The organism is Pseudonocardia sp. (assembly GCF_035305885.1).
Classification (GTDB): Bacteria; Actinomycetota; Actinomycetes; order Mycobacteriales; family Pseudonocardiaceae; genus Pseudonocardia.
This window is the reverse complement of the sequence record NZ_DATGOP010000043.1, coordinates 17890-30326: the sequence shown is the minus strand read 5'-3', so window position 1 is coordinate 30326 and position 12437 is coordinate 17890. Positions and strand designations below refer to the sequence as shown.

Genomic DNA, 12437 nt, shown 5'->3' with positions numbered 1-12437 from the left:
GACGCAGCGACGGCCGGTGACGATGCGCGACGTGGCGATGGCCGCGGGCGTGTCACCGAAGACCGTCTCGAACGTGATCAACGACTACGTCCACGTGCGGCCGGAGACGCGCGCCCTCGTCCGGCGCTACGTCGAGGAGCTGGGCTACCGCCCCCAGGCCGTGGGCAGGCAGCTGCGCCGGGGCCGCACGGGCGCGATCGCGCTGGCCGTGCCGGGCATCGACATGCCCTACTTCGCCGACCTCGCGGGCCTGTTGGTCCGCGCGGCGCGCGAGCGCGGGCTGACCGTCGTCGTCGAGCAGACCGACGGCGACGTCGAACGCGAGCGCCAGGCGGCGGCGGGCTTCCCCGTCCGGTTCGCCGACGCGCTGATCTTCAGCCCGCTGTCGATGACGCCGTCCGAGCTCGAGGCGTCCCGCCACGACACCCCGATGGTGCTGATCGGCGAGCACGGCGCCGTCGACGCGGTCGACCACGTCACCAACGACAGCGTCGACATCGGCCGCACCGCCACCGCGCACCTCACGGCGGCGGGCAGGCGGCGGGTCGCCATGATCGGCTACAAGGAGCACCCGCCGAAGCCGGTCATGGAACAGCGCATGGACGGCTACCTGCGCGGGCTGCGCGCGGCCGGCCTCCCGGTCGACCGCGCGCTGATCCGCGCCGTGCCCGAGTGGGACCGCGGGTACGGCGCCGACGCCGTCGACGCGCTGCTCGCCGAGCACCCGGACGTCGACGCCGTGTTCGCGGCCAACGACGCGCTCGCCATCGGCGCGCTGAGCGCGCTGCACCGCCACGGCCGCCGGGTACCCGACGACGTCGCGGTCGTCGGCGTCGACGACCTGCCCGAGTCGCGGTTCACCACCCCGGCGCTCACCACCGTCGCGATCGACCGGGCGTTCGTGGTCGACAAGGCGCTGGAGCTGATCACCTCGCGCCTGGCCGACCCGGGCCTCCCGCCCCGCCACGTGGTGGCGCCGCACCGGCTGGTCGTACGGGAGAGCGCCTGATCAGGCGTCGATCAGGCGAGGGAGAGCCCGAACGCCGCCGCGGCCAGCGCGAGGAAGGCCACCGGCGGCCCCAGCGCGTAGTAGCGCGCCCGCAGGTGGGCGAGGACCGCGCCGACGAAGAACAGCGCCAGGCCGCCCGCGGCGGCCTCGCCGACCAGCGGGACGCCCAGCAGGCCGAGCACCAGGCCGGCCGCCCCCGCCGCCTTGGCCAGGCCGAGCGGGAGGAGCCACCGCTCCCCGATCCCGACGCGCGCCGCGTTGGCGACGACGAAGTCGGCGCGCACGAAGTCGATCCACGCCGCCCATGCGTTGGCCAGCGCCGCGAGCGCGGTGACGACGACGTCGGCGGCGCCCATCACGCCGCCGGCCCCTCGTAGCTCGCCACGACCGTCACCGGCTGGGGAGCGGGCGGCTCGCCGAACCTGCCGGCGAGCAGCTGCAGGTACGCCCGGCACTCCGGGATCGCGGGCAGCGGGTTGTCCACCCCGTCGGCGAGCTCGAGGGCGTTGAGGAACGACACGCCGTCGGCGAGCTTCCACGAGGTGAAGCGGATGCCGGGCGGCCGCTCGCGCGCGATGGCGCCCACCATCGTCGCGATCGCCTCCTCGATGGCGGGGACGTCGGCCCGGTCCGCGGTGAAGCGGACGATCTGCACGGTCACCGTGACCTCCTCTGGTGGTCGAAGGGGTGCGTCACCGGGATGACGGGGTGCGGGCCGGGAAGGTGACAGAGCGCCGGAACGGGGCGCGGGAGGTTACGCCCACATCCGGGTGATCGACTTTCACGGCGCGTGAGGGGAGCCGTTCGCAGACCGCGTTCGCGGGCCCGCGCGTGTCGCCCGAAAAGAGGCGTAACCAAACGCAGCGCAGTCGATTCACCAAATTGGGTCAGGTGATTTGTCCCCACTGCCCCCGGACGCGTAGGTTTTTCCGCAGTCAGCTGGCTCCCCGGTCATGAGCTGACTTTGAATTGGACCGGCTTCGGCCGAATCCGAAATCAATCCCCAGGAGACAACTGTGCTGAAGAAGGCTGGAATCGTCGTGGCGACCGCCACGGCCGGTCTGCTCGCGGTCAGCCCGCTCGCTTTCGCCGGCGACGGGCACGACAAGACCAAGGTCGAGGACGTCAACGCCATCGACGGCTCGAACTCTGGCCTGATCAACGTCGCGGGCAACAACATCGCCGTTCCGGTGAACGCGTGCGACAACCAGGTTCCGGTGAACGTCCTGGGTGTGCAGGTGCCGCTGAACAGCACCGATGTTCTCCTCGACCTGACCGGCGCGCTGGGCCTCGGTGCGCTCGGTGCCTCGGACACCGACGCCGACTCCGACGGCGACAACACGGTCGACGACTCGTGCACCGCGGCGGCGAAGACCGGCGACAGCGCCGAGATCGACGACTGATCACCCCTTCGATCGGTCGCTGAACGAACGAACGGCGCCGGGCCCGCGCGGTCCGGCGCCGTTCGTCGTTTCCGAGAACCGGTTTGGCCGACCGGGCGTCCCTGGGTGAGACTGGGCGCCGTGACGGTCCGGCTGCAGGCTGCCGACGAGCCCGCCGCCACGCGCGAGGACTACTGGCGGCAGGTCGTCGCACAGCACATCGTGCCCATGGAGGTGCGCTTCGCGGGCGGGCCGCCCAGCCCGCAGGAGGCCATCGTCGCCGGCACGGCGGGCCCGGTCGAGTGCGTCGAGTCCATCTGCGGGCCGGGGGAGGCGCGCCGCACGCCCCGGCACATGAGCAGCACCGACCCGGACCACTACCAGCTGTTCGTCCAGCTCGACGGCGCGACGACCGCCGAGCAGCCCGGGCGGCGGGTGGCGCTCGCGCCGCGCGAGTTCAGCCTCTCCGACCTGGCCCAGCCCTTCCACTGCGTCTACCCCGCCCGCACCGCGCTCCTGCTGCGATTCCCGCGCCCCCTGATGCCGCTGCCCGAGCGCGCCCTCGCGGCCGTGCTGGCCACCCGGTTCCGCGGCGACCGCGGCACCGGCGCCCTCGTCTACGGGCTCGCGCGCGAGCTCGAGCGCCACCTCGACGACGCGAGCGCCCCGCGCCTGGGCAGCGCGCTGCTCGACCTGCTCGTCGCCACCCTCGCCGCGCGGCTCGACCGCCAGTCCCCCGCGACCCGGGATGCGCACCAGCGCGCGCTCGTGCACCGCATCCACGCGTTCATCGACTCGCGGCTCGGCGATCCCGACCTCACCCCGGCCTCGATCGCCGCCGCCCACCACATCTCCCTGCGCTACCTGCACAAGCTGTTCAGCACCGAGGAGACCACGGTCGCCGAGCACGTCCGCCGCAAGCGGCTCGAACGCTGCCGCCGCGACCTGGTCGACCCGCTGCTCGCCGACCAGCCCGTGAGCGCCGTCGCCCGCAGGTGGGGCCTGCCCAACGCCGCGCACTTCAGCCGTGCCTTCCGCGACGCGTTCGGGCTCCCGCCCGGCGAGTACCGGGCGGTGCACCTGGGCCGGTCCGCAGGCTCAGATGGTGGCGAGCACGCTCGCGAGCAGGGCGGCGCGGGCCGGTAGCGACGCGGTCTCGATCCGCTCGTCCGGCGCGTGGGCGCCCCCGCCGAGCGGGCCGAACCCGTCGAGGGTGGGGACGCCCGCCGCGCCCGCGGTGTTGGTGTCGGCCCCGCCCGCGGCCGGCCGCCCGGTGACCTCCTGCCCCACCGCCGCGCCCGCCCGCACCACCCGGGCGAGCAGGTCCTCGTCCGGCTCCGACCACGCGGGGCGGCTGGTGAGGGTCCGCACGGCGACCTCGGCTCCGGGGCGCACGGGGGTGAGCCGCCCGAGCGCGGCCAGCACCCGCTCCTGGGTGGCGACGTCGGTGAACCGCAGGCCGATGTCGGCCGTCGCCCGGTCCGGCACGACGTTGGTGCGGCCGCCCCCTCCGATGGTGCCGACGTTGCACAGCACCGTCGGCTCGCCCGCCATGATCTCCCGGACCGCGAGCAGCTGGTCCACCAGCTCGTCCACGGCCGAGACGCCCGCCTCCGGGTCGAGCGCGGCGTGGGCGGACCGCCCGGTGACCTCGACGCGCACCCGCGTGCTGCCCAGGCGCGCGGTCTTCAGCGCCCCGCCGGGGTGCGGCGACTCCAGGCCGAGCACCGCGACCGCCCCGGCCACGTGCTCCTCGACGAGCGGGCGCGCGGTGGGGCTGCCGATCTCCTCGTCGGCGACGACGACGAACCGCACCGGCCGCGACGGTTCCCGCCCGCAGCGACGCAGCACCTCGAACGCCAGCTCGGCGACGACCAGCCCGCCCTTCATGTCGAAGACGCCGGGGCCGCGCAGCACGCCGTCGCGCTCCTCGACCGGCATCGTGGCGAGCGTGCCCGCGGGCCAGACCGTGTCGTGGTGGCCGAGCAGCAGCACGTGCGGCGCGTCGTCGGCGCCCCACCGCGCGACGAGGTGGTCGCCGGTGTCGTGGTGGACCCGCTCGGTCCGCGCCCCCAGCTCCTGGTGGCGCCGCTCGAGGACGTCGGCGAGCGCGTTGAGCGCCGCGGCGTCGCCGGTCGGGGTCTCGTGGCCCGCGTAGGCGACGAGCCGGGCGAGGGCATCCTCGGCGAGCCCGGCGGCGACGCCGGTGAAGTCGGACATGGATACGGACTATATCTTTGCGCCCACTGTGTTGACATCCTGCACTTTTGCGGAGTAGGACGACACGCATACATCTCGTATCACCGTTGGGAGCTGCATGTCGGGGATCACCACCCGGCCCCTTGCCACCACCGCGGAACGGCTGGCCGCCGTCCGGCTGTACCGCCTGGTGTTCGGCCTGCCCGGCGACGACCCGGCGTTCACGCCGAAGCTGCTCGCCGCCCTCCAGCACGAGGGCGGCTCGGCCGTCGGCGCGTTCGACGAGGGCGGCCGCCTGGTCGGGTTCGCCTACGGCTTCGTGGGCATCGACGCCGGCGTGCCGTACCACTACTCGCAGGCGGCCGCGGTCGACCCGGCCGCGCAGGGCCGCGGGGTGGGCAGGCAGCTCAAGCACGCGCAGGCCGAGATCGCCCTGCGCACCGGCGTGCGGACGATGCGCTGGGCCTACGACCCGCTGCAGGCCCGCAACGCGCACTTCAACCTGGACGTGCTCGGCGCGGTCGGGCGCTGGTTCCGCCGCGACCTCTACGACATGGAGGACCGCAACGGCCGCACGGACCGGGTCGTCGTGGAGTGGGTCCTCGACGCGCGGACCCCGGCCGCGGTGCCGCCGCTGCCGCGCGCGGTCCCGGACTGGGGCGAGTGCCGCGCGGACGGCGACGTCGACTGGCTCGCGGTGCCCGTCGACGGGGCCGAGCTGCGGCGCACCGGGCGGGCGGTGGAGGTGCGCGACCGCGTCGCCGACGAGCTGACCCGGCTGCTCGGCGCGGGCCGCGTGCTGCGCTCGTGCCGCCGGGCCAACGAGCGCACCGCCCTGTACTGCGTGGGGGCCCGGTGAGCCCGCAGAAGGTGAAGCCGGACAACAAGCAGCTCACGAGCCCGGACGAGCGCTACGGCGCCCGGCTGCAGCGCCGCTCGTCGGCCACCGCGCTGCTGCAGCAGGTGGTCGCGCAGGAGACCGCCAACCTCACCGCCACGCTGGAGCGGCTGCAGGCCGACGGCTCGCTCGAGCAGGCCGCGCGCAAGATCGTCGCCGCGAAGCGGCGGTTCGTCGCGGGCGGGTCGAAGTCGTGGTCGTACGCCTCGCTGCTCGCCACCGACCTGTCGGCGGGCATGGCCAACGTGACCCTGATCGACGGCACGGTGGTGCGCGGCGTCGACGTGTTGTCGGACGTGCGGCCGGGCGACGTGCTCGTCGCGTTCTCGCTGCGCCGCTACGCGCGCTCGACGATCGCGCTCGCCGAGGAGTTCGCGGCGGCGGGCGGCGCGGTCGTCGGGGTCACCGACGACGAGGACAGCGCGGTCGCGCGGCTCTCCGACGTGGCGGTCGTGGTGAGCACCGACAGCGCCTCCTACGCCGACTCCCCCACCGCCGTCGCCGCCGTCGTGCACATCATCGCCACCCTCGCCGCCGCCAGCGCCAAGGGCGCCCGGCGGCGCCTCGCCCGCCGGGACGCGATCACCGCGCGGCTCGGCATCTACGCGGACGGAGACCGATAGGTGCGCATCGACCGGATCGAGCTGCTGCAGGTGCGCCTGCCGCTGGTGCACGAGTTCGAGACCAGTTCCCACCGCAAGTCCTACCTCGAGCACGTGCTCGTGCGGGTGGAGGACGCCGACGGCGCCGTCGGCTGGGGCGAGATCGCCTCGCCGTCCGGGCCCTTCTACACCGCCGAGACCGTCGAGACCTGCTGGTCGATCGGGTCGGCGTACCTGGTGCCCGCGCTGCTGGGCGCGGAGTGGGAGCACCCCGCGGACGTCCCGGCGCTGTGGGGGAAGGTGCGGGGCAACGAGTTCGCGAAGGCCGGGTTCGACGCGGCGTGCTGGGCGCTGTGGGCGGGCGCGCGGGGCGTGCCGCTCGCCGGGGCGCTCGGCGGGGAGCGGCGCACCGTCGTCGCGGGCGTGAGCCTCGGCATCGAGCCGACGGTGGACGCGCTGGTGGAGCAGGTCGCCCGCCAGGTCGAGGCCGGCTACCCGCGGGTGAAGCTCAAGATCGCACCGGGATGGGACGTCGAGCCGGTCACGGCCGTGCGCGCCGCGTTCCCCGACCTGGCCCTGCACGTCGACGCCAACGGCGCCTACACCGAGGACGACGACCACCTCACCGCGCTGCGCGCCCTCGACCGCTTCGGGCTGACCATGATCGAGCAGCCGTTCGCGCCGCGGGACCTGATGGCCTCGTCGCGCCTGCAGGCGGTGCTCGACACACCGATCTGCCTGGACGAGTCGATCGTCGAGGGGCACGACCTGCAGACCGCGCTCGCCGTGGGCGCCTGTCGCGTGCTCAACATCAAGGTCTCGCGGATGGGCGGGCTCACGGCCGCGGTCGCCGCCCACGACCTCGCCCGCGAGCACGGCATCCCCGTCTGGTGCGGCGGGATGCACGAATTCGGGATCGGGCGCGCGGCCAACGTCGCGCTCTCCAGCCTCCCCGGCTTCGTCCTGCCCTCCGACGTCTCCGGCTCGGACAAGTACTACGCGCGGGACGTGGTCACCCCACCGATCCGCGCCGACCACGGCAACGTCGCGGTCCCGTGGGACACCCCCGGCCTCGGGCACGGCGTCGACGAGGAGTTCGTGCGGGCGCAGGCCGTCCGCACCCACGAAGGGACCCGATGACCCAGCAGACGGAACGGGCCAACGCCTACGAGGTCGCGCAGGGCCGCGTCCAGCGCGTCCTCACCACCGCGATCGCCGTCGTCGGCGTCGTGGTGTGCGCGATCGCCGGGCTCGGCGCCGAGGCGCCCACCTTGTGGGGCGTCGTGCCGATCGCGATGTACGCGGTGCTGTGCCTGCTCGGCATGGACCTGGTGATCGCCACCATCGTCAGCCTCGTGGGCGGCGTGCTCATCGCGCGCCAGACGCCCGCCGAGTTCGGCCAGCTGCTCGGCGAGTCGATGGGCGACCTGGTCACCACGATCGGGGTGATCATCATGCTCGGGGCGGGCGTGGGCGAGGTCCTGCGCGTCACCGGCGTCGCGCACACGATCGTGCGCTGGGTGCTGCGGATCGCGGGCGAGCGCAGCCGCAGCGCCGTGCTGTTCGGCGTGATGCTGTCGTGCCTGGTGCTGGTCACCAGCCTGGGCACCCTCGCGGGCGCGCTCGCGATCTCGGCGCCGATCCTGCTGCCCGTCGCGGCGCGCGTCGGGTTCACCCGCTCGGCCACCGCGGCGATGATGTTCGTCGGCGGCTGCGCGGGCCTCGCGCTCGCCCCGTTCGCCGGCTCCAACGTGGCGATCATGGAGGCGGCGCAGGTCGGCTACCTGACCTACCTGCAGTACGGTGCGGCGCCGCTCGCCGTGCTGTCGCTGCTCGTGGCGATGGTCGTCGTGCCGTGGATCCAGCGGCGCACCGCGCGGACCGGCGACTTCTACACCGACGCCGACCTGGAGTCGGAGGAGACCGAGGTTCCCGCCACCGCCGGCCGGGCGACCGCGGTGTTCCTCGGGCTGCTCGTCGCCACCGTCGCCTACGCGACGATCACCGCGGCCGGCACCTCGTTCCCGCTGCTCGCGCTGCCGCTGCTGGGCGTCGCCACCGGCGTGGCCGCCCGCCTGCCCGCCACCGACATCGCGCGGCACCTCTACCGCGGCGCGGCCCGGCTGGTGAGCATCTTCCTGCTGTTCTGGCTGCTCGCGGCGCTGTTCCTGGTGATCGACGAGCTGAAGCCGTACGACGTCGTGCTGGACGTGTTCGGCCCGCAGCTGCAGAGCGCGTCCGGCCTCGGGTTCGCCGTCGCGATCGCGCTGCTCGGCTGGGTGGGCGTGCCCGGCGCCACCGCGGCCCAGGTGGTGCTGCTGGACCAGGTCTTCGGCGAGCTCGCCACCACCGTCGGGCTCGGCGCGGGCGCATGGGTGATCGTGCTGCTGTGGGCGTCGAAGGCCGACACCTACGGCCCGTTCCCGAACGCCAACATGGTGGGCGCGATGGGGCTCGCCCGGTCGACGAACCTGCGGGCGCTGCTGCTCACCGGGTGGCTGGTGCTGATCCCGGCCTCGCTGCTGTACGTCGCGATCCTCGCGGTGATCGCATGAGCGACCTCGTGATCGCGGGCGGCACCGTCGTCGACGGGACCGGTGCCGCGGGTCGCGTGGCCGACGTCGGCGTCACCGACGGGCGGATCGACGCCGTCGCCGAGCCGGGGACGCTCGCCGGGCCCCGCCTCGACGCCGACGGGCTCGTGGTCTGCCCCGGATTCATCGACCTGCACTCGCACGCCGACTTCAGCATCACCGGCCACCCCGGCGCCGACACCGCCGTCACCCAGGGGGTCACCACGCTGGTCACCGGCAACTGCGGCTTCTCGCCGTTCCCGGTCGGCGACCTCGCCGCCCTGCGGTCGGCGTCGGCGTTCCTGCAGGCCGAGCTCGACTGGGACTGGACCGACGCGGCGGGCTACGCCGACGCCGTCGACGCCGCCCGGCCCGCGGTGAACCTCGCGCTGCAGGTGGGGCACTCGGCGCTGCGCCTGGCCGCCATGGGCGGCGACGAGCGCGCCCCCACCCCCGCCGAGCTGGCGCGGATGCAGCGGCTGCTCGCCGACGCGGCCGCGCAGGGCGTGTGGGGGTTCTCGACCGGCCTGATCTACGCGCCCGGCGCGTACGCCGACGCGGCCGAGGTCACCGCGCTGGCGCGAGTGGCCGCCGAGCACGGCCTGCTCTACTCGACCCACATGCGCAACGAGGCCGACGCGCTGCTCGACGCCGTGCGCGAGGCGATCGGCACGGCCCGCGCGAGCGGGGTGCGGCTGGAGATCTCGCACCTCAAGGCGATGGGCCGCAGCAACCACGGCGCCGTCACCGAGGCGCTGCGGATCATCGACGAGGCCCGCGCCGAGGGCGTCGACGTCGCCTGCGACGTCTACCCGTACCCGGCCTCGTCGACCACGCTCACCTCGCGGCTGCCCGCGTGGGCGCTGGACGGCGGGGTGGACCGGCTCCTGGAACGCCTCGCCGACCCCGCCACCCGGGAGCGGGTGGCCGACGGGCTGCGGGACCGGATGGCCCGCGACGTCGACCCCGAGGGCGTGGTGATCGCCGACCTGCCGCCCGGCCCGTTCACCGCCGCGCGCGGGCGCAGCATCGCCGACGTCGCCCGCGAGCTGGGCACCGACCCGGCCGACGCCGCGCTGCGGGTGCTCGCCGGGCACCGCGGGGCCGTGTCGATCGTGAACCACGCGATGTCCGCCGCCGACGTGCGCACGGTGCTGCGGCACCCGGCGGCGAGCGTCGCGAGCGACGGCTGGGTGCTGCGGCCCCGGGGCGATGGCCACCCGCACCCGCGCAGCTTCGGCACGTTCACCCGCGTCCTCGGCCGGCACGTCCGCGACGGGGACCTGCCGCTCGTCGCGGCCGTGCACAAGATGACGGGGCTGCCCGCCGCCCGGCTCGGCATGGCCGACCGCGGCGTGCTGCGGCCCGGCGCGGTGGCCGACGTCGCCGTCCTCGACCCGGCGACCGTCGTCGACCGCTCCACCTACGACGAGCCGTGGCAGCTCTCCGAAGGGGTGCACCACGTGCTGGTGGCGGGCGTGCCGGTGCTGCGCGACGGTCGCCTCACCGGTGCGCGCCCGGGCCGGGTGCTGCGCCGGCCCGCTCCGCTCCCCCGGGAGGAACCGTGACGGCCTCTGACGTCAACATCTACACGCTCGACATGTCCCGGCGGCAGGCCGTCGCCGGGACCGCGCTGTACGCCGTCGCGCTCGTCACGAGCATCGTCGTCGCGATCGGCACCGACCAACCGGGGCTGTGGGGGCTCGTCCCGATCGTGGTCTACGCGGGCCTGGCCCTGGTCGGGGTCGACATCGTGCTCGCCACGCTCGGCGCGGTGGTCTGCGCGGTCGTGCTGACCCGCTCGACGCCCGCCGAGCTCGGGCCGGTGCTGATCGAGTCGATGGGCTCGCTGATCGCGCTGCTCGGCGTGATCATCCTGCTCGGGGCCGGCCTCGGCGAGGTCCTCAAGCGCACCGGCGTGGCCGAGTACGTGGTGCTGAGCGTCGTCCGCAGGGTCGGGCTGACCACCCAGCTGCGGGCCCAGCTCGGGGTGATGCTCGCCTGCACGATCCTCGCGGCCGCGCTCGGCACGCTCGCCGGGTCGGTGGCGATCGTCGCGCCGATCGTGATCCCGCTGCTCGCCGCGCTCGGGTTCTCCACCACCGCCACCGCGGCGATGTTCTTCTTCAGCGGCCTCGCCGGGCTCACGCTGAGCCCGTTCGCGCCGATCACCACCAGCATCTACGGGGCGGCGCAGGTCAGCTGGATCGCCTACGTGCTGGCCGCCGGGCTGCCCACCGCGGCCGTGATGTTCGGGGTCGGCTTCCTGGTCGTGCGGTGGAACCAGCGGCGCACCGCGGCGGCGTTCCCGTACCCGCCCGAGCGCGCCGTCGACCTCGACGCCGTGCAGGAGCCCGCCCCCGGGGCGGCCCGCACCACCGCCGCGTTCGTGGTCGCGTTCCTCGCGCTCGTGGTCTACAGCGGCGTCACCGCGGCGGGCGCGACGTTCGTGCCGGTCGCGCTGGTGCTGCTGATCGCCGTCACCGGGCTCGCCGCGCGGACCCCGGTCGGCGAGCTGATGGGCGCGGTCTACACCGGCGCGAGCCGGCTGTTGGGGATCTTCTTCCTGTTCTTCCTGCTCGCCGTGCTGTTCACGCTCGTCGACTCGATGGGCGTCTACGACGGGGTCGCGGAGCGGTTCGCGCTGTCCTCGCTCGGCCCGTACCTGTTCTGCCTGGTCGTGGTGCTGATCGGCTGGGTCGGCGTGGCCGGGGCGGCCGCGGCGCAGGCCGTGCTGGTCAACCAGGTGTTCGGCCCGCTCGCCGCGACGCTCGGCGTCCCGCCCACGGCCTGGAGCCTCGTGCTGCTCGCCGTCTCCCAGACCGACGGGCTCGGCCCGTTCCCCAACCCCGACATGATCGGGCAGATGGGGCTCGCCGAATCCCGCTCGCTGCGCTGGCAGCTGCTGTCGTCCTACCTGGTGCTCGTCCCGGTCGTGGCGCTCTACGCCGTGCTGCTGGGGGTCTACCTGTGACGGCCACCGACGTGCTCGCCACCCTCCCGGACGGGGCGTCCGCGCAGGTCGCGGGCGAGGTGTTCGGCTCACCCCACTACGGAGGGGCGCCGCTGCGCGCCGTCGCGGCCCGCCGCGGCGCGGCCCGGCTGCGGTGCGCGTCGGTGCTCAAGCCGCTGATCGTGTGGACGGGCGGCGGCGGGCGCACCGACGACGGCGAGCGGGCCGTCCGCTTCTCCGACAACGCCGCCACCAACCGCATCTGGCACGCGGGCCCGCCCGGCCGCCTCCTCGACCGGATCGCCTCGGCCACCGGCGTGCGGTGGCGGACCGCGAGCGCCGACCCCGGCTGGTTCGGCGGCGTCGAGGTGAGCGCCACCGAGCTCGTCACGGCCTACGGCGCGCTCGCCCGCGCCGCGGCGGGCGACCCGGCCGCGGCGCGGGTCGTGGGCTGGATGGGCGCCGTCCCGCCAGAGCAGGCATTCGGCATCCCCGACGCGCTCGCCGACACCCTCGGGGTCCCGGCGAGCGCCGTCGCGGTGAAGGCGGGTTGGATCGGCCACCCCGACGAGACCGCCCTGCGCACCCACGCCGTCGCCGTCGCCGAACGGGACGGCGAGACCGTGGTGGTCGCCGCCCTGACCGCCCTCCCCTACCCGGCCGACCGGGAGCGCTACCAGGAGGCGCTGCGCGCCGGGCGGCCCGTCGTCGACGTGCACGAGCAGATCGCCGGGCCGCTGCTGCGCGACCTGCTCGCGGCCGCGAGCCGCGACCTCGCCCGGTTGGGCGCCCGGTGACGGCGGGGTAGCCGCGATCCGGGC

General features: G+C 74.8%; 13 protein-coding genes. 10 read left to right on the top strand and 3 right to left on the bottom strand.

The features are described 5' to 3' along the window. A partial coding sequence (locus VKZ81_RS08400) for a LacI family DNA-binding transcriptional regulator (RefSeq protein ID WP_324240882.1) occupies positions 1-1009 on the top strand: 1009 nt, incomplete at its 5' end. Positions 1010-1020: 11 nt separating this feature from the next. Here the strand turns inward: VKZ81_RS08400 and VKZ81_RS08395 are convergent. Then, positions 1021-1365 carry a DoxX family protein gene (locus VKZ81_RS08395; RefSeq protein WP_324240881.1) on the bottom strand — a complete coding sequence of 115 codons (345 nt, stop codon included), beginning with the start codon at positions 1363-1365 and terminating at the stop codon, positions 1021-1023. Continuing rightward, complete coding sequence (locus VKZ81_RS08390) at positions 1365-1670, bottom strand: hypothetical protein (RefSeq protein ID WP_324240880.1); 306 nt, start codon at positions 1668-1670, stop codon at positions 1365-1367. The genes VKZ81_RS08395 and VKZ81_RS08390 overlap by 1 nt, the downstream gene beginning before the upstream one ends. 355 nt (positions 1671-2025) lie before the next feature. Here VKZ81_RS08390 and VKZ81_RS08385 point away from each other — a divergent pair, with 355 nt between their 5' ends. Both VKZ81_RS08385 and VKZ81_RS08380 read left to right on the top strand, forming a co-directional pair. Beyond that, on the top strand, positions 2026-2412 hold the full coding sequence (locus VKZ81_RS08385) for a hypothetical protein (RefSeq protein WP_324240879.1): 387 nt from the start codon (positions 2026-2028) through the stop codon (positions 2410-2412). A gap of 120 nt (positions 2413-2532) precedes the next feature. Further along, positions 2533-3537 (top strand): helix-turn-helix domain-containing protein, encoded by a 1005-nt coding sequence (locus VKZ81_RS08380; RefSeq protein WP_324240878.1) that lies wholly within the window; start codon positions 2533-2535, stop codon positions 3535-3537. Here the strand turns inward: VKZ81_RS08380 and VKZ81_RS08375 are convergent. Continuing rightward, positions 3490-4611 (bottom strand): M20/M25/M40 family metallo-hydrolase, encoded by a 1122-nt coding sequence (locus tag VKZ81_RS08375; protein ID WP_324240877.1) that lies wholly within the window; start codon positions 4609-4611, stop codon positions 3490-3492. The two genes, VKZ81_RS08380 and VKZ81_RS08375, sit on opposite strands and share 48 nt — an antisense overlap. A gap of 97 nt (positions 4612-4708) precedes the next feature. On the opposite strand from VKZ81_RS08375, the gene VKZ81_RS08370 reads away from it, so the two are divergent. Genes VKZ81_RS08370 through VKZ81_RS08340 form a run of 7 tightly spaced genes read left to right on the top strand, consistent with a single transcriptional unit; the run spans position 4709 to position 12413 of the window. Next, positions 4709-5449 (top strand): GNAT family N-acetyltransferase, encoded by a 741-nt coding sequence (locus tag VKZ81_RS08370; protein WP_324240876.1) that lies wholly within the window; start codon positions 4709-4711, stop codon positions 5447-5449. After that, positions 5446-6111 (top strand): MurR/RpiR family transcriptional regulator, encoded by a 666-nt coding sequence (locus VKZ81_RS08365; protein ID WP_324240875.1) that lies wholly within the window; start codon positions 5446-5448, stop codon positions 6109-6111. The genes VKZ81_RS08370 and VKZ81_RS08365 overlap by 4 nt, the downstream gene beginning before the upstream one ends. Beyond that, positions 6112-7230 carry an o-succinylbenzoate synthase gene (gene menC / locus VKZ81_RS08360; RefSeq protein ID WP_324240874.1) on the top strand — a complete coding sequence of 373 codons (1119 nt, stop codon included), beginning with the start codon at positions 6112-6114 and terminating at the stop codon, positions 7228-7230. Continuing rightward, positions 7227-8645 (top strand): Na+/H+ antiporter NhaC family protein, encoded by a 1419-nt coding sequence (locus VKZ81_RS08355; RefSeq protein ID WP_324240873.1) that lies wholly within the window; start codon positions 7227-7229, stop codon positions 8643-8645. The genes menC and VKZ81_RS08355 overlap by 4 nt, the downstream gene beginning before the upstream one ends. Continuing rightward, entirely contained in the window at positions 8642-10231 is a 1590-nt protein-coding gene (locus VKZ81_RS08350) for an N-acyl-D-amino-acid deacylase family protein (protein WP_324240872.1), read from the top strand. Before VKZ81_RS08355 ends, VKZ81_RS08350 begins: the two co-directional genes overlap by 4 nt. Then, positions 10228-11637: a Na+/H+ antiporter NhaC family protein gene (locus tag VKZ81_RS08345; protein ID WP_324240871.1), complete on the top strand. Its 1410-nt coding sequence runs from the start codon at positions 10228-10230 to the stop codon at positions 11635-11637. Before VKZ81_RS08350 ends, VKZ81_RS08345 begins: the two co-directional genes overlap by 4 nt. Next, on the top strand, positions 11634-12413 hold the full coding sequence (locus tag VKZ81_RS08340) for a hypothetical protein (RefSeq protein ID WP_324240870.1): 780 nt from the start codon (positions 11634-11636) through the stop codon (positions 12411-12413). Before VKZ81_RS08345 ends, VKZ81_RS08340 begins: the two co-directional genes overlap by 4 nt. Positions 12414-12437 lie beyond the last annotated feature (24 nt).

Coding starts and splice junctions, on each gene's coding strand:
- VKZ81_RS08395 (WP_324240881.1), bottom strand. CDS start 1,365: ATGGGCGCCGCCGACGTCGTCGTCACCGCGCTCGCGGCGCTGGCCAAC.
- VKZ81_RS08375 (WP_324240877.1), bottom strand. CDS start 4,611: ATGTCCGACTTCACCGGCGTCGCCGCCGGGCTCGCCGAGGATGCCCTC.
- VKZ81_RS08370 (WP_324240876.1), top strand. CDS start 4,709: ATGTCGGGGATCACCACCCGGCCCCTTGCCACCACCGCGGAACGGCTG.
- VKZ81_RS08355 (WP_324240873.1), top strand. CDS start 7,227: ATGACCCAGCAGACGGAACGGGCCAACGCCTACGAGGTCGCGCAGGGC.
- VKZ81_RS08350 (WP_324240872.1), top strand. CDS start 8,642: ATGAGCGACCTCGTGATCGCGGGCGGCACCGTCGTCGACGGGACCGGT.